This is a genomic window from Streptomyces luteolus, from assembly GCF_029968015.1.
Lineage (GTDB): Bacteria > Actinomycetota > Actinomycetes > Streptomycetales > Streptomycetaceae > Streptomyces > Streptomyces luteolus.
This window is the reverse complement of the sequence record NZ_JASCIS010000017.1, coordinates 1-16,691: the sequence shown is the minus strand read 5'-3', so window position 1 is coordinate 16,691 and position 16,691 is coordinate 1. Positions and strand designations below refer to the sequence as shown.

The 16,691-nt window shown below is 72.3% G+C and carries 12 protein-coding genes and 2 tRNA genes; 11 read left to right on the top strand and 3 right to left on the bottom strand.

Annotation, left to right across the window (positions count from 1 at the left end; genetic code table 11):
* Positions 1-98: 98 nt before the first annotated feature.
* From QIT00_RS18235 to QIT00_RS18195, 9 genes are all read left to right on the top strand, one after another.
* On the top strand, positions 99-410 hold the full coding sequence (locus QIT00_RS18235; RefSeq protein WP_282536349.1) for a hypothetical protein: 312 nt from the start codon (positions 99-101) through the stop codon (positions 408-410).
* A gap of 284 nt (positions 411-694) precedes the next feature.
* Positions 695-1,897, top strand: coding sequence for an acyl-CoA dehydrogenase family protein (locus QIT00_RS18230; RefSeq protein WP_282536348.1), 1,203 nt, complete (start codon positions 695-697; stop codon positions 1,895-1,897).
* Positions 1,898-2,010: 113 nt separating this feature from the next.
* Positions 2,011-2,931, top strand: a complete 921-nt coding sequence (locus QIT00_RS18225; RefSeq protein ID WP_282536467.1) for a bifunctional MaoC family dehydratase N-terminal/OB-fold nucleic acid binding domain-containing protein — start codon at positions 2,011-2,013, stop codon at positions 2,929-2,931.
* On the top strand, positions 2,931-4,034 hold the full coding sequence (locus tag QIT00_RS18220; RefSeq protein ID WP_282536347.1) for an acyl-CoA dehydrogenase family protein: 1,104 nt from the start codon (positions 2,931-2,933) through the stop codon (positions 4,032-4,034). The genes QIT00_RS18225 and QIT00_RS18220 overlap by 1 nt, the downstream gene beginning before the upstream one ends.
* Entirely contained in the window at positions 4,031-4,486 is a 456-nt protein-coding gene (locus tag QIT00_RS18215) for a MaoC family dehydratase (RefSeq protein WP_282536346.1), read from the top strand. The genes QIT00_RS18220 and QIT00_RS18215 overlap by 4 nt, the downstream gene beginning before the upstream one ends.
* Complete coding sequence (locus tag QIT00_RS18210) at positions 4,483-5,649, top strand: lipid-transfer protein (protein WP_282536345.1); 1,167 nt, start codon at positions 4,483-4,485, stop codon at positions 5,647-5,649. Before QIT00_RS18215 ends, QIT00_RS18210 begins: the two co-directional genes overlap by 4 nt.
* Before the next feature lie 62 nt (positions 5,650-5,711).
* Complete coding sequence (locus tag QIT00_RS18205; protein ID WP_282536344.1) at positions 5,712-6,563, top strand: glycoside hydrolase domain-containing protein; 852 nt, start codon at positions 5,712-5,714, stop codon at positions 6,561-6,563.
* 280 nt (positions 6,564-6,843) lie between these two features.
* A complete protein-coding gene (locus QIT00_RS18200; RefSeq protein WP_282536466.1) occupies positions 6,844-7,359 on the top strand; it encodes a SigE family RNA polymerase sigma factor in 516 nt (171 codons plus the stop codon).
* 135 nt (positions 7,360-7,494) lie between these two features.
* The gene (locus QIT00_RS18195; protein ID WP_282536343.1) at positions 7,495-9,141 is read left to right on the top strand and encodes a long-chain fatty acid--CoA ligase; all 1,647 of its coding nucleotides are present in this window, start codon (positions 7,495-7,497) and stop codon (positions 9,139-9,141) included.
* A gap of 83 nt (positions 9,142-9,224) precedes the next feature.
* Here the strand turns inward: QIT00_RS18195 and QIT00_RS18190 are convergent, their stop codons facing one another.
* Together QIT00_RS18190 and QIT00_RS18185 are read right to left on the bottom strand one after the other, a co-directional pair.
* Complete coding sequence (locus QIT00_RS18190; RefSeq protein WP_282536342.1) at positions 9,225-13,841, bottom strand: PAS domain-containing protein; 4,617 nt, start codon at positions 13,839-13,841, stop codon at positions 9,225-9,227.
* Between the two features lie 359 nt (positions 13,842-14,200).
* Positions 14,201-14,674, bottom strand: coding sequence for an SSI family serine proteinase inhibitor (locus QIT00_RS18185; RefSeq protein WP_282536465.1), 474 nt, complete (start codon positions 14,672-14,674; stop codon positions 14,201-14,203).
* Positions 14,675-14,946: 272 nt separating this feature from the next.
* Between QIT00_RS18185 and QIT00_RS18180 the strand changes: the two genes are divergently transcribed.
* A tRNA-Ser gene (locus QIT00_RS18180) sits at positions 14,947-15,037 on the top strand.
* A 219-nt stretch (positions 15,038-15,256) separates the two neighbouring features.
* Positions 15,257-15,329 (top strand) — tRNA-Arg (locus tag QIT00_RS18175).
* Positions 15,330-15,410: 81 nt separating this feature from the next.
* Here QIT00_RS18175 and QIT00_RS18170 read toward each other — a convergent pair.
* Positions 15,411-16,685, bottom strand: a complete 1,275-nt coding sequence (locus tag QIT00_RS18170) for a tyrosine-type recombinase/integrase (RefSeq protein ID WP_456316489.1) — start codon at positions 16,683-16,685, stop codon at positions 15,411-15,413.
* Positions 16,686-16,691 lie beyond the last annotated feature (6 nt).

Sequence of the window (16,691 nt, the reverse complement as noted above, 5' to 3'; positions counted from 1 at the left end):
CGACGTCGTGAACATCGCAGGGGTGGTCGGCCAACTGCCCCCGCACCAGGCGCACTTACCGGCCCGAACAGCTCGGCCGGGCTCTTTGGAGGAATCACATGGCACGTATCCGGAACGCTCGCGTCCTCGCCGCCGCCGCCGCACTGCCGCTCGCCGCGGCACTCTTCACGGGTGTGGCCCAGGCCGACAACGGAGGGTTCGCGAGCGACGGATCGAACGCGAGCGTCGCGACCGTCACGGGCAGCGGCGTCGGCGGCGAGAACGAGGGCAACTCCGCCACCAACCAGCAGGTGGCGACCGGTTCCGGCGCCTCCAACCAGAACAACAACGCCCAGGTGAACGGCTCCGCCTTCACGGCCGTCGACCAGTCGAACGAGACGTACGCCGTCAACTTCACCGAGCTCTGGTAAGCCACCGGACCGCGTCGGGCCGCGCCCTCCTGAGGGGGGAGGGCGGGGCTCGCGCGGCGGGGGTACTCGCACCGCGCGGCGGCACGAACTGTGCCGCCGCGCCGGTGCGTCGGGGGCGACCCGGGAGTGTCCGTGATCTCGGCGGCGAGACCTTGACAGCGGGCTCGTTTCTGACGGACAGTCAGAAACTCGACCAGTCAGAAACTCGACAGTCAGAAATCGACGGTCCGGAAACTCAAGAAGCCTGATCCCCAAGGTTCGTACGAGCTCCCAGGAGGGACGCCGTGCATCTCGCCCCCACCGAGCGCCAGGAGCAGCTGCGCGCCGAACTGCGCGCCTACTTCCGGCAGTTGGCGGCCTCCCGCGACGCCCGCGACGCCCGCGGGCCCGGAGACGACGAGCCGGACGAGGAGGACCAGCGCGCGGTCCTGCGCCGGATCGGGTCCGACGGGAAGCTCGGGCTCGGCTGGCCTGTCGAGTACGGCGGCCAGGGGCGGGGCGCGGACGAGCAGTTCGTGTTCTTCGACGAGGCGTACCGCGCGGGTGCGCCGGTCTCGATGGTGACCCTGAATACCGTCGGGCCGACCCTGATGAAGTACGGGACGCGGGAGCAGAAGGACTACTTTCTGCCGCGCATCCTCAGCGGCGAGCTGGTCTTCGCGATCGGCTACAGCGAGCCGTCCGCCGGTACGGACCTCGCGGCCCTGCGCACCCGGGCCGTGCGGGACGGCGGGGACTGGGTGATCGACGGGCAGAAGATCTTCACGTCCAACGCCCAGCAGGCGGACTGGATCTGGCTGGCCTGCCGTACCGACCCCGAGGCGCCCAAGCACCGGGGGATCTCGATCATCCTGGTGCCGACGGACGCGCCCGGGTTCTCCTGGACGCCGATCGAGACGGTGGGCGGGCTGACGACGACCGCCACGTACTACGACGCGATCCGGGTGCCGGGCTCGAACCTGGTCGGCGAGGAGAACGGCGGCTGGGGCCTGATCACCAACCAGCTCAACCACGAGCGCGTCGCCCTCGCCGCCATCGGCATGCAGGCCGAGGACTGCTACGCGAGCGCCCTCGCCTTCGCCCGCACCTCCGACCCCGTCACCGGCCGGCGCCCGGCGGACGTGCCCTGGGTGCGCTCCCGCCTCGCCGAGGTGCACGCGCGGCTCGCCGCGACCCGCCTCCTCAACTGGCGCCTGGTCGGTGACGTCGGCGCCGGGCGGCTCGCGCCGGGGGACGCGAGCGGGGTGAAGTTCGCCGGGACCGAGTCGGCGGTCGAGGTGTACCGCCTGTGCCAGGAGATCGTCGGGGACGCCGGTCTCGTACGGGCCGGATCACCCGGTGCGTACGGGATCGGGCGCGACGGCGACGGCGAGCTGGAGCGGATGAACCGGGCGGCGCAGATCAACACCTTCGGCGGCGGGGTGAGCGAGGTGCAGCGGGAGATCGTCGCGACGATGCGGCTCGGCATGAGGAAGGTGCGGCGGTGAGCGGGACGCGCGCGAGGCAGGAGGGCGGCGTGCGGGGCTCGGCGGGCGCCCCCGGAAGCACCCATGCCACGGAACCCACCGACGGCGCGGAACTCGCCGCCTTCCTCCGGGAGTTGAAGACGTACGAGGGCAGGCCCGCCGCCGAGGCCGGGGTGGGCAAGGACCCGGTGAACGAGCCGATGATCCGGCACTGGTGCGAGGCGATGGGCGACGAGAACCCGGCGTACGCAGGACCGGACGCGGTCGCTCCGCCGACGATGCTGCAGGCCTGGACGATGGGAGGGCTGAATGGGCACAAGGGCGACGCGGGACGCTCGGCGGCGTACGACGCGCTGTTCGGGCTGCTCGACGGTGCCGGGTTCACCTCGGTCGTGGCCACCGACTGCGAGCAGGAGTACCTGCGGCCGCTGCGGCCGGGGGACGTGATCACCTTTGACGCGGTGATCGAGTCCGTCTCGGCGCAGAAGACGACCAAACTGGGTACGGGGCACTTCGTGACGACGCGGATGGACGTCCAAGCGAACGGCGAACCGGCCGGGACGCACCGGTTCCGGATCCTCAAGTACGCCCCGGCGCACAGCAAACCGCGCGCCGAACCGCACAGCAAACCGCGCGGCAAACAGCCCCCGGCACGGCCGCGCCCAGTGATCAATCGGGACAACTCCGGCTTCTGGGCGGGAGTCGAGCGCCAGCAACTCCTCGTCCAGCGCTGCACGGACTGCGCGGCGCTGCGCTTCCCCTGGCTGCCGGGGTGCAACGGCTGCGGCTCCCCGCGCTGGGACACGGTGGAGGCGAGCGGCGAGGGCACGGTCTACTCGTACGTGGTCATGCACCATCCGCCCTTCCCGGCCTTCAATCCGCCCTACGCCGTCGGACTCGTCGAACTCGCCGAAGGGGTACGGATGATCAGCAATGTCGTCGGGGTGCCGGCGGACGAGGTGCGGATCGGGATGCCGGTCCGGGTCGAGTTCCGGCAGGTGGAGAAGGACCTGGTCCTCCCGGTGTTCCGGGCCGTCCCGGGGAGCGCCGACTGATGGACTTCACGCCCACCGAGGAGCAGTCCGCCGCCCTGGACCTGGCGGCGCGGATCTTCACGGACCTGTCGACGCCGGAGCGGCTCGGCGCCCTCGGCACGGACAGCGACCGGGAGCTGTGGAAGGAGCTGTGCGCGGCGGGCCTCGGCGGCGCCGTGCGCGAGACGGGGCTGCTCGGCCTCGTCCTCCTCCTGGAGGAGCAGGGCCGGCGAACGGCCCAGGTGCCGTTCGCCGCGTCCGGCGCGTACGGCCTGCTCGCCGTCGCCTCGCACGGCACCGCGGCCCAGCGCGAGCGGCTCCTTCCCGCCCTGGAGGACGGTACGGAGGTGGCGACGGGCGCGTTCCCGGCGCAGCCGGGCGTACGAGCGCTGCCCGCGCAGCCGGGCGTACGAGCGCTCCCCGCGCGGCCGGGCGCGCGCGCCGACGCGGACGGCCGGCTCACCGGCACCGTCGCCTGGGTGCCCTGGCTGCGCGACGCCACGTACGTCCTGGTGGCCGCGGCCGACCACGGGCTGTGGCTGGTGCGCACCGAGGACGCCGAGGTGCGGCCGGTCGAGCTGACCGCGCCCTGGTCCGCGGGGCACCTCGTCCTCGACGGGACCCCGGGCGAGCGGCTCGGCGGCGCGGGGGCGTACGACGACGTGCTCGCGACGGCGCGCACCGCGTTCGCCGGGTTGCAGGCCGGGGTGTGCGCCGGTTCGCTCGCCCGTGCCGTCGAACACACTTCGACGCGCGAGCAGTTCGGCAAGCCGCTGGCCGCCAAGCAGGCGGTGCTGTTGCGGGCGGCCGACGCGTACATGGACATCGAGGCGATCCGGGTCACCGCGTACGAGGCGGCCTGGCGCAGGGACGAAGGGCTCGACCACCGGGCCGCGTCCCTGACCACCGCCTGGTGGGCCTCGGAGGGCGGGCGCCGGGTCGTGCACGCGGGCCAGCATCTGCACGGCGGCGCGGGCGCGGACCTGGACCACCCGGTGCACCGGCACTTCCTGTGGGGGCGGCAGCTGGACGCGTATCTGGGCGGCGGGGCCGAAGTCCTCGCGGATCTCGGGGAGTTGCTCGCGCACGGGGACGACGCGATCGAGGAGGGGGAGCGCTCGTGAGCCACATACGCGGCCTTCGGGTCGGGGAGGAACTGCCGCCCCTGGAGATCCCGGTGACCCGCACCCTGATCGTCGCCGGGGCGCTCGCCTCGCGCGACTACCAGGACGTGCACCACGACACGGAGCTCGCGAAAGAGAAGGGCTCCCCCGACATCTTCATGAACATCCTGACGACGAACGGCCTGGTGGGGCGGTACGTCACCGACTGCTTCGGCCACGCCGCCGTACTGCGGAAGGTGGCGATCCGGCTCGGCGCGCCCAACTACCCGGGAGACACGATGGTGTTGAGGGGAACGGTCGCGGAGGTGGACGGCGCGACGGCCCGCGTGGACGTGGTCGGCGCGAACGGCATCGGCAAGCACGTCACGGGTACAGTGACCGTAGAGCTCTCCGAGGGAGACCTGAGCCTTCCCGAGGGAGACCTGAGCCTTCCCGAGGGGGAGGACGCATGAGCGTACGGAACCGGGACACCCTCGGCGGAAAGGCCGCCGTCGCGGGCATCGGCGCCACCGAGTTCTCCAAGGACTCGGGGCGCAGCGAACTGGCGCTCGCCGTCGAGGCGGTGCACGCCGCCCTCGACGACGCGGGCCTCTCCCCCGCCGACGTGGACGGCATGGTCACGTTCACCATGGACACCAGCCCGGAGATCACCGTCGCCCAGGCGGCCGGGATCGGTGAGCTGTCGTTCTTCTCGCGCATCCACTACGGCGGCGGCGCGGCCTGCGCGACCGTCCAGCAGGCGGCCCTCGCGGTGGCGAGCGGAGTCGCCGAAGTCGTCGTCTGCTACCGGGCGTTCAACGAGCGCTCGGGCCGCCGCTTCGGCTCCGGCGTCAAGGAGCGCGAGCCCTCCGCCGAGGGCGCGGCGCTCGGCTGGGCCCTGCCGTTCGGCCTTCTCACCCCGGCGTCCTGGGTCGCGATGGCCGCCCAGCGCTACCTGCACACGTACGGGCTCGGCCCCGAGGCCTTCGGCCAGGTCGCGGTCACCGACCGGAAGTACGCGGCGACGAACCCGGCGGCGTACTTCCACGGCAAGCCGATCACGCTCGCCGACCACGCCGCGTCGCGCTGGATCGTGGAGCCGCTGCGGCTGCTCGACTGCTGCCAGGAGACCGACGGCGGCCAGGCGATCGTGGTGACGAGCCCCGAGCGGGCCCGGCACCTGCGGCAGGCCCCGGTGCTCGTCGCGGCGGCGGCGCAGGGCGCGGGCCGGGCGCAGGAGCAGATGACCAGCTTCTACCGCGACGACCTCACCGGACTGCCCGAAACCTCCGTCGTGGCACGGCAGTTGTGGCGCGGCTCGGGACTGACCCCGGCCGAGATCGACGTCGGCATCCTCTACGACCACTTCACCCCGTTCGTCCTCATGCAGCTGGAGGAGTTCGGCTTCTGCAAGCCGGGCGAGGCCGCCGGGTTCGTGGCCGAGGAGGCGCTTCCGCTGAACACCCACGGCGGTCAGCTCGGCGAGGCGTACCTGCACGGCATGAACGGCATCGCGGAGGGCGTACGACAGGTGCGCGGCACCGCCGTCAACCAGGTCGCGGGCGCCTCCCGCGTCCTCGTCACGGCCGGTACGGGCGTGCCCACTTCGGGGCTCGTGCTCGCAGCGGACGGCTGAAGTCCGGCCCGCCGTGCGCGTGTCCCGGGCGTGTGCGGCAGCAGGGCACCTTGACTCACCGTATGGACCATATCGACCGTTTGGGCCTTAAAAAGCCGATCGTTGGACTTGTTCTCGCCGTGCTCTGCCTGCTCCCGCTCGCCGTGCCATCGGCCGCCGCCCCCGGGACGGCGGCCACGTCGGCCCGGCCGAAGCCCGAGGTGTTCAAGGGTCGGGCCTTCGACACCTGCAGAGCCCCGTCCCTCGCCACCATGACCGCCTGGCGCCGCCACTCCGACTACCGCGCCGTCGGCGTCTACTTCGGCGGCCGCGGCCGACACTGCCAGAGCCAGCCGCATCTCGACCGCGCCTGGCTGCGCGACGTCCATGACCTGGGCTGGGGGGTTTTGCCCCTCTATGTCGGATCGCAGTCGCCGTGCGTGCTCGCCGAGAACAAGCAGGACGTGCGCATCGGCGGCGACCCGGTCGCCCAGGGCCGTTCGGAGGGCCGGGACGCGGTCCGCCGGGCCCGCGCGTACGGACTCGACGAGGGCAGCCCGCTCTACCTCGACGTCGAGGCGTACGACCTGGGCGACAAGAAGTGCCTGGACACGACGTTGTCCTTCGTCCGCGCCTGGAACCGCGAGGTGCGGGGCGAGGGGTACGTCACCGGCTTCTACAGCAGCGCCGACTCCGGGGTGAAGCACATGGAGGCCGAGCGCAGGAAGGGCGTGAAGGACCTGCCCGAGGTGATCTGGTTCGCGCGCTGGAGCGGCAAGCCGAACCTCAACCGCGAGCCGGTCTTCCTGCCGGGCGCCTGGTACCCGCACAAGCGCATCCACCAGTACAAGGGCAACTCGAAGGAGCGGTACGGCGGCCACACCCTGCACGTCGACCGGAACCTGGTGGACGCGCCGGTGGCCCGGATCGGCTGAGGGCGGCGACTCCTTCTCCGTACGGAGACTCCTTCTCCTTGCGGCGGGCCCGGGTTCACCCCTCGGGGGCGGGCCCGGGCCCCTCCACCCTCAGGAGGTGGGACGGGCGCCGCGCGTACAACCTGAGGGGGACGAGGGTTCGGGACCTGGGGCCGATCCGCTGAGCTGGGGCCGCTCCTAGCGTGGAGCCATGACCGTTATTGAGGGGCCCGTCCGCAGTGTTGCGTCGAAGGCCGCTACGGGGGCGGCCACCGCGGCCACGACGGCCACCACCACGACCATGACCATGACCGCGCACTCCCGGTACCCGTCCTTCTCCTCGTACATGCGCGCCCGCCGACCCGTGCTGCTGCGCACCGCGCGCTCGCTGACCGCCAACCCCAACGACGCGGAGGACCTGCTGCAGACCGCGCTCACCAAGACGTACGTCGCCTGGGAGCGGATCGAGGACCACCGGGCCCTGGACGGCTATGTGCGCCGGGCCCTGCTCAACACCCGGACCTCGCAGTGGCGCAAGCGCAAGATCGACGAGTTCGCCTGCGAGGAGCTTCCCGAGCCGGACCCGATACCGCTCGCGGACCCGGCCGAGCAGCAGGTGCTCAAGGACGCCATGTGGCGCGCGATCATGAAACTGCCCGCCCGCCAGCGCGCGATGGTCGTCCTGCGCTACTACGAGGACCTGAGCGAGGCCCAGACCGCCGAGGTGCTCGGAGTCTCCATCGGCACCGTGAAGAGCGCCGTCTCCCGGGCGCTCGGCAAGCTGCGCCAGGACCCGGAGCTGACGCCGGTGCGCTGAGCGGGCCGCTCCGACGGTGGGCTGGATCACGCGTCCGTTCGGCATCCATCCGCGCCGCAGTAGTGACATACCACGTGGTATGTGGTGAGAATCGGCGGAACCCTACTGCTCCGTAGCGCCCACCGGGAGGACGCCGTGCTGAGCACCATGCAGGACGTACCGCTGACCGTGACCCGACTCCTTCAGCACGGGTCGACCGTCCACGGCACATCGCAGATCACCACGTGGACCGGGGAGGACGAGCCGCACCGCCGCTCCTTCGCCGAGATCGGTGAGCGTTCGGCCCAGCTGGCGCACGCCCTGCGCGAGGACCTGGGCGTCGAGGGCGACCAGCGGGTCGCCACGCTCATGTGGAACAACGCCGAGCATGTCGAGGCGTACTTCGCGGTCCCCGCCATGGGTGCCGTCCTCCACACCCTCAACCTGCGGCTGCCCGCCGAGCAGTTGGTGTGGATCGTCCAGCACGCCGCCGACCGCGTCATCATCGTCAACGGCTCGCTGCTCCCGCTGCTCGCACCGCTCCTGCCGCAGCTCACCCCGGTCGAGCACGTCGTCGTCTCCGGCCCCGGCGACCGCTCGCTGCTCGCCGACACGAACGTTCAGGTGCACGAGTACGAGGAGCTCCTCGCCGGTAAGCCCACCGCGTACGACTGGCCCGAGCTCGACGAACGCCGGGCCGCGGCCATGTGCTACACCTCCGGCACCACCGGCGACCCCAAGGGCGTCGTCTACTCGCACCGCTCCATCTATCTGCACTCGATGCAGGTCAACATGACCCAGTCGATGGGCCTCACCGACCAGGACACCGGCCTCATCGTGGTCCCGCAGTTCCATGTGAACGCCTGGGGCCTGCCGCACGCCGTCTTCATGACCGGCGTCAACCTGCTGATGCCGGACCGCTTCCTGCAGCCCGCCCCGCTCGCCGAGATGATCGAGCGCGAGCGCCCCACGTACGCCGCCGCCGTGCCCACCATCTGGCAGGGCCTGCTCGCCGAGCTCACCGCCAACCCGCGGAACATCGAGACCCTCGACCAGGTCACCATCGGCGGCGCCGCCTGCCCGCCCTCGCTGATGGAGGCGTACGACAAGCTCGGCGTCCGCGTCTGCCACGCCTGGGGCATGACCGAGACCTCCCCGCTCGGCACGGTCGCCCGACCGCCCGCGGGCGTGAGCGAGGCCGACGAGATGGGCTACCGCCTCACCCAGGGCCGCTTCCCGGCCGGCGTCGAGGCCCGGCTCACCGGCCCCGGCGGCGAGCAGCTGCCCTGGGACGGCACCTCAGCCGGTGAGCTGGAGGTCCGCGGCCCCTGGATCGCGGGCGCGTACTACGGCGGCGCCGGCGGCGACCCGTTCCGGCCCGCCGACAAGTTCAGCGAGGACGGCTGGCTCAAGACCGGGGACGTCGGCATCATCAGCCCCGACGGCTATCTGACCCTGACCGACCGCGCCAAGGACGTCATCAAGTCCGGCGGCGAGTGGATCTCCTCGGTCGAGCTGGAGAACGCGCTGATGGCGCACCCGGAGGTCGCCGAGGCCGCGGTCGTCGCCGTACCGGATGAGAAGTGGGGCGAACGCCCGCTCGCCACCGTGGTGTTGAAGGAGGGCGCGACCGCCGACTTCGAGACGCTCCGCGCCTTCCTCGGCGAGCACATCGCCCGCTGGCAGCTGCCCGAGCGCTGGTCGATCATCCCGGCGGTCCCGAAGACCAGCGTCGGCAAGTTCGACAAGAAGGTGATCCGCAAGCAGTACGCGGACGGGGAGTTGGACATCAAGAAGTTCTGAGGTCCTGGGACACGGGATGAGGGGCGCTGTTTCACGTGAAACAGCGCCCCTCATCCGCGTGCGCAACGGCCCTTGAGGGACGGTCAGTTGGTGCCGATCTTCGCGAGGAGGTCGACGATCCGGCCCTGCACCTCGGGGCTCGTGGACCGCTCCGCGAGGAACAGCACGGTCTCGCCGGAGGCCAGCTTCGGCAGGTCCGACTGTTCGGCGGCCGCCGTGTAGACGACCAGCGGGGTGCGGTTCAACTGCCCGTTGGCACGCAGCCAGTCGACGATTCCGGCGCGCCGGCGGCGTACCTGCAGCAGATCCATCACGACCAGGTTCGGCCGCATCTGCGTCGCGAGCGTCACCGCGTCCGTGTCGGCGGTGGCCCGCGCGACCTGCATACCGCGCCGCTCCAGGGTGGCGGTGAGCGCCCGCGCGATCTCGTCGTGCTCCTCGATGAGCAGGACGCGCGACGGGTGCTGCTCGCTGTCCCGCGGCGCGAGCGCCTTCAGGAGTACGGCGGGGTCGGCGCCGTAGGCCGCCTCGCGCGAGGCCTGGCCCAGGCCGGCGGTCACCAGGACGGGCACCTCGGCCGCGACCGCCGCCTGCCGCAGCGACTGCAGCGCGGTCCGCGTGATCGGCCCGGTCAGCGGGTCCACGAAGAGCGCGGCCGGGAACGCCGCGATCTGGGCGTCCACCTCGTCGCGGGAGTTCACGATCACCGGGCGGTAGCCGCGGTCGCTCAGCGCCTGCTGCGTGGAGACGTCGGGCGCGGGCCAGACGAGCAGTCGGCGTGGGTTGTCGAGCGGCTCGGGCGGCAGCTCGTCGTCCATCGGCTGGGGCTGCGGACTGTTCGCGACCTCGACCGCGCCACCGGGACCGTCGAGCGGTTCGGGCCCCTCGGCACCCTCGTCCGGGGCACCGATCGCGTAGGACCGGCCCTCGGTGCGCTGCCCCTCACCGCCGGGCAGCGGCCCACTCCCGGCGAGCGAACCGGAACCGGGGAGGGGACCGGAGCCGGGGAGCGAACCGGAGCCGGGGAGGGGACCGGAGCCGGGAAGCGAACCAGATCCGGGAAGTGACCCGGAGCCGGGGAGGGGGCCCGTGCCGGGCAGGGAACCGGCCGGGGGCAGCGGTCCTGGACCTGCCTGCGGGGGCGTCGGGTTCGGCGAGGGCTTCTGAGCGGCCTGGGCCTGGGGAGCCTGAGTCCCGGCAGCCGCGTTCTCGGCCCCCTTCTCCGCAGTCGGCGCCCTCTCCGCCGTCGCCGCCTTCTCCGCCGTCTCCGCCTTCTTCTCCTGCGGGGTGCCCAGCTTGCGGCGGCGACCTGAACCGCCGGTCGACTGACCGCCGGCCGTGTTCAGGCTGCCCGTCTGGGACTTGGTCGAGTTCGACGGCTGCCCCGGCGCCCGGGCCGGAAGCGGTGCGGGGCGCTGCTGCTCGGCGATGTGCTGGGCGAACGGGACGCCCTGGCCGAGCGTGCGCACGCTGATCGCCCGGCCCTGCGTCGAGGTGCTCGACCCGCCTGCCGGAGCGTCCTCCTCCGCAGGCAGGGGCTGCGCGAGCCGACTGCGCTGCGGCGTGGTCTCGGGCTGCGACTGTGCTTCCGGCTGCGACTGAGGCTGCGGCAGCGCCTTGTCCGCCTCGTCGGCCTCCGCCTCCGGGGTCTCCGGTGCGGCTGCTGCTGCCTCTTCCGGCGCGGGCTCGCTCTCCTGCGGAGCTGCGGCGGAGGGCGCCGCGGGCGCCGTGGGTGCCACGGGTGCCTGCTCGGGCGGGAGTGCGGCGGGCACGCCGGGCGCGGGCTCGGGCGCAGGCGCGGGCTCCGGTGCGGGCTCGGGTGCGGGCTCGGGCGCCGGGCGGGCGCGGCGGCGTCCGGTGGGTGCCGGAACGGGGTGCGGCTGCGGCGGGGTGTGGTCGGCCGACGGCCCGTCGGGCGCGTTGTAGCCGTGGTCGCCATCGACATCCGCCGGGGACGCCAACTCAACGTCGGCATCCGGGACTTCAGCCACTTCGGCGGGTGCGGTCACCTGCGCGGGGGCGGGCGCGGCTACGGTCTCGGGCGCGACCGGCGCGACCGGCGTGCCAGGTACGCCAGACGTACCCGGCGCCTCCGGCGTGCGGTCGGCCTCGGCGGGTGGCAGCGCGAAGGCGGTACGCGGACCGCGCTCGGCGGCAGCGGCACGTTCCTGCGCGGCGGCCAGCGCACGTCGCGCCCGCCGCCCCCTGGGCCGCACCTCGACCTCGGCACCCTCCGCAGCCGGTTCCGAACCGGGCTCCGGAGTCGTCGGCTCCGCAGCCGCGGCGGGCAGCGCGGCCAGTGCCTGCGGCGCCCTGCGCCCGGCCGGCGCGACCCCGGCGGACTCGGCCGGTACGGGCACGCCCTGCGGCGGCACCGTGTCACCGAGTCGCTGGCCCGAACCGGAACGCGAACCGGAACCGCCCGCGGCATGCTCGGCGGCGGTCACCACGGACCCCTGGGCCGGCTGACCCTGGCCCTCGGCGGCCGCCGGACGACGGCGCCTGCGACCCGTACCCGCGGAGGCGGGGGGCGTCGTGGTCCCCGCACCGTCCGTCGACGGCTGCTCGGCGCTCTGCGCGGGCACGAGCTCGGCACCCTGCACCGACTCCGCGGCCGGAGCAGCGGCCCGCCGCCGACGCCGGCCGCGCGGCTCCGCCACGCCGGACGAACTCTCCCCGGACGAACTCTCCCCGGACTCGGCCTCGTTGCCCCCGGCAGAGCTGTCGTCGAGGAACGCGTCCACCGAAGGGCCACGCCTGGCCCGCCGGCGCCCACGGCCCTCGGTCTGGTCCTGAGCGGGTACGGGCACGGCCTCACCGGAGGCGGAAACGGAACCGGAACCGGAACCGCCCCGCCCCGCAGCGGAGGCCAATTCGAGGGCCGAACCGACCACCGGAGCCGAACCCGCCCCCGTACCAGCCGCAGCCACGGCACCGGCACCGGCACCGGCACCGGGACCGGGACCGGCACCGGGACCGGCACTGGCATCGGCACCGGGGGCCTGAGCGCCCAACGGCACCTCAAGGACGTACGCGCTGCCGCTCATCCCGGGCACCTCGTGCGTCTGCAGGACACCGCCGTGCGCCCGCACGATGCCGCGCACGATCGGTCCGTGCACCGGATCGCCGCCCGCGTACGGACCGCGCACCTCGATGCGGACGACCTCGCCGCGCTGAGCGGCCGCGACCACGATCGTCGAGTCCACCTGGCCGGCAGCGGCCGGACCCGCGGATACGCGCGTATTGCCGGTCGCGTCGATGCCGGCGACGTCCGCGATCAGATGCGCGAGCGCGGTGGCGAGGCGCGGCCCGTCCACCTCGGCCTCCAACGGCGGCGCGTGCACCGCGAACTGCGCCCGGCCAGGCCCGATCAGCTCGACGGCACCCTCGACGCCCGCGGCCACCACGCCGTCGACCAGGACGCGCTGCTTGTGCAGCTCGGCGGCGTTGGTGTCGAGGTGCTGGTACGCCAGGACGTTGTCGACGAGCGTCGTCATGCGCGCGTACCCGGCGGAGAGGTGGTGCAGCACCTGGTTCGCCTCGGGCCACAGCTGGCCCGCCGGGTCCGCGGCGAGCGTGCCCAGCTCGCGGCGGAGCTCCTCGAGCGGCCCGCGCAGCGACTCACCGAGCACGGCGATCAGCTGGGCGTGCCGCGCGGAAAGCGCCTCGTACCGCTCGTTCTCCCGCTCGACCAGGGCTTCGTACCGGTCCTTCTCGCGCTCGGCGAGCGCCGCGTACCGCTCCTGCTCCCGGGACTCCAGCTCCGCGTACCGCTCCTGCTCCCGCGCTTCGAGCTCCGCGTACCGCTGCTGTTCGCCCTCGGCCAGTTCCGCGTACTTCTGCTCGGCCTGGGCGGTCTCCTGCGCGTGCTGCTCCACGAGTTCGTCGTACGCCCGGCGGTCGGTGAACGCCAGGACGGCGCCGACCAGCTGGTCCCCGTCCCGCACCGGCGCGGTCGTCAAGTCGACCTTGACCTGGCTGCCGTCCTTCGCCCACAGCACCTGCCCGCGCACCCGGTGCTTGCGCCCGGAGCGCAGCGTGTCCGCGAGCGGGCTCTCCTCGTACGGGAACGGCTCGCCGTCCGGCCGCGAGTGCTGCACCAGCGGGTGCAGCTCCTTGCCGCCGAGATCGCTCGCGCGGTAGCCGAGGAGCTGCGCGGCGGCCGGGTTCACGAGGACGACGCGGCCCTCGGTGTCGGTACCCACGACGCCCTCGGCGGCGGCTCGCAGGATCATCTCGGTCTGCCGCTGCGAACGCGCCAGCTCCGCCTCGGTGTCCACGGTGCCCGAAAGATCCCGTACGACGAGCATCAGCAGCTCGTCGCCGGAATATCCGTAGGTGCCGTGCGACTCGTACGCGTCCCGGGAGTCCTCCAGATTCGCACTGGTGACTTCGACCGGGAACTCGCTTCCGTCCGTGCGCCGTGCTGTCATCCGCCGCGGCTTGGTGCGCCCGTGGCTGTCCGCGTCCACCGTGTCGGGGCGCCGCATGGAGCCGGGGATCAGCCGGGAGTCGAACTCCGGCAGCAGATCGAGCAGACCGCGTCCGACCAGCGACCAGCCGGAGGTCTCGAAGGTCTCCAGCGCGATGCTGTTGGCGTTGACGACCGTGCCGTTGGCGTTGACGAGCAACAGCGCGTCCGGAAGGGCGTCGAGTATGGCTGCGAGGCGAGCAGCGCCTCGGGATGGCCTGCTGCTCACGACGACGGATCCTCCCTGTTACTGCCCTTTTGCCGACCTCTGGGACCCCCGGTCCCTCGGCCCTTGGCGTGTCACGGGAAGGAGTCTACGGGCACCCGTTGCGCACGCGATGCCGGATGAGAGGGAGGTCGCACGGAGGAGGTGTGTGCGCCTCGCGCGCACGCTGTGACGGGAGCGCGTGCCTCCCGCCGCACGCCGCACACGAGGCGCACACAACGGAGGTGCCGCGTCGGCGGGTTGAGCGCGACGAGCTTCCGGCGACGCCTTCACCAGCGCGCCCGACCGGGGCCCGACCGGTGTGCCCGACCGATGTGGCCGACCGATGTGGCAGCGGCGGCCTGCGCAGGCCTGCGCCGGTCTCAGCGCAAGCCGACCGGAGCGCCCGCTCCGCCGCCCGTGACCTCGGGCAGCACCGGCACCATCGTGTTCCACCGCCCGATCTCGCACCCGCCACTGCGGTCGTACGTCGCGTTCACCGGCCGGCCCTGCCAGACACCGACGACATGGGCGGTGCCCGGGCCGCCGTGCTGCATCGTGCAGAACGAGTCCGCGGGCACGGGCGCGAACGGGTCCGCGCCCTCCTGCGCGAGCTGCCCGAGCCGGTCGCACGCCTCCGCGGCGTGCCGGTGCGTACCGCCGTAGCTCCCGTCGCTTCCGCACTCCAGCTGGTACGTGCCGTCCTCGGCGGTGCCGGTGCCCGAGACGGTCACGGTCAGCTGGTCCTGCTCGGTCAGCGGTAACCGCGGCGCGGGCGAGGCCTCCTGCGCGACGGCGGGGGCGGCGGACAGCGCGGCGAGGGACGCGACGGCGGTGCAGGCGATACGGCGCAGCAGCACGGGGACTCCAGGGAGGGTGAGGTGGCGAGTGGTGAGGGTGACCGGAGGGGGCGACCCGGGGCGACCCGAGAGGAAACGCCTCACCGCTACTAACGCCCGTCGCGCCCCGACGTTGCGCCCCTCGCGCCCCCGCTCGCATCGCCGCAGGCCGCGCCCGTCGTAACGCTTTGCCCTGCCGCCCGCCCGCCTAGTACCGTGGGTGGCGATTGGTGACATCCCGCTGGGCTGTGTCATCATCTGCAACGCACCACGCGCAAGCGCGGTGTGCTGGAGGCGTCGCCTAGTCCGGTCTATGGCGCCGCACTGCTAATGCGGTTTGGGTCTTAAAGCCCATCGAGGGTTCAAATCCCTCCGCCTCCGCAGCAAGATCCGAAGCCCCGGTCCTGAAGGACCGGGGCTTCGGCGCGTCCGGGACCCGAGCGCGCCCAAGGGCCACGCCAGGATCACTCTCAGGAGCGTTTTCGCAGGTCACAAGGGGTGAGCTAAACGGATTTCACATGACGACGGCAGTCATGTAATGTTCTTCCTGTCGCCGCGAGCGGGCCGAAAGGCCGGGAAGCGAAGACGAAAACAGAACAAGCACTCGTAGCTTAACGGATAGAGCATCTGACTACGGATCAGAAGGTTGCAGGTTCGAATCCTGCCGAGTGCACACAGGTCAAAGGCCCCGTCGGTTCGTCCGGCGGGGCCTTTGACATCAGCGGGTGACATCAGTGCCGCTGGAAACCTGCCGTCAGTCGCCCGAGGCTTCCCCTTCCGACTCCTCCTCGGAGTCATCCAGGTTGAGCGCGTCATCCATGTGCTCCGCCGCCGCCCGCAGCGTCGTGTCCATCACGTGCGCGTAGGTGTCGAGCGTCATCGTGATCGTGCTGTGGCCGAGCGTCTCCATGATCGTGCGGGCGTCGACGCCCTGGGCGAGCAGGAGTGAGGCGCAGGTGTGGCGGAGGTCGTGGACGCGCACGCGCCGCACCTTCGCGTCCCGACACAGGATGGTGAGCATCCGGTTCAGGCTCCGGGGGTCGGTGACCCTGCCTTTGGCCGTCGTGAAGACCAGGCCGTCCGGCTGGCCGGGGGCAGGCTTCCACTTGTCACCTGCGACCTTGCGTTCCCTCTCCTGCTGCTCGCGGTGTTGGGTGAGTGCCCGCACGAGGTGTCGGGGCAGTGGCACCGTGCGGATGGACCGTGTGGTCTTGGGCGTCCCGAAGAGCAGTTCCCGGCGGATGCGCTGCACGTTCCGGCGCACCCGGAGCTGTCCATTCGTGAGGTCGATGTCGGACCACGTGAGCCCCAGAGCCTCACCCCGGCGCAGGCCGGTGGATACGAGGAGAAGCCACAGGGCGTACAGCCGGTGCGGGCGGGCGGTCTTGAGGAGCAGCCGTACTTCCGCAGCGTCCAAGGGGCGCACCTCCTTGGCCGTGACGGTGGGCGTTTCCACGATGCGCGCGACGTTCCGCGCGATCAGTTCCTCGCGCATCGCCTGCTGTAGGGCAGACCGCAGTACGGCGTGCACGTACTGCACGGTCCGGGCGGACGCGGAGCGCTTGCAGCACTTGCCCACGGCGCAGCAATTGCGCTTGCCCTCGGGTCGTTCGTGGTCGGCGCCGCGCAGGCAGCACAGGCAAGCGTTCTTGAACTCGGTGAGGAAGCGCCGAATGTCCGCCGGGGACAGCCGGTTGAGCCGTTTCTTGCCGAGTGCCGGCCGGATGTAGAGGCGGGTCAGGCCCTCGTAGCTGTTCAGGGTCGCGGGCTTGAGGCGCTCGGGGGCGACGGTGGCGAGCCAGTACGTCAGGTAGTCGCCGAAGGCCATCGCGGAGGACGCGGCGGGGATGCCCTGACGGGTCTTCGCCAGCAACTCCGTGAGCTTGTCGGCCACTTCCTCGCGGGTCTTGCCGTAGACGAACTTTCGCATTCGTGTTCCATCCGGACGGTAGACGTAGGCGGCGGCTGAGAAGCGTCCGTCCTTGCGCTTCGTGATGGTGCCTTCGCCATTGGCGCGTCGTTTGGCCATCAGGCG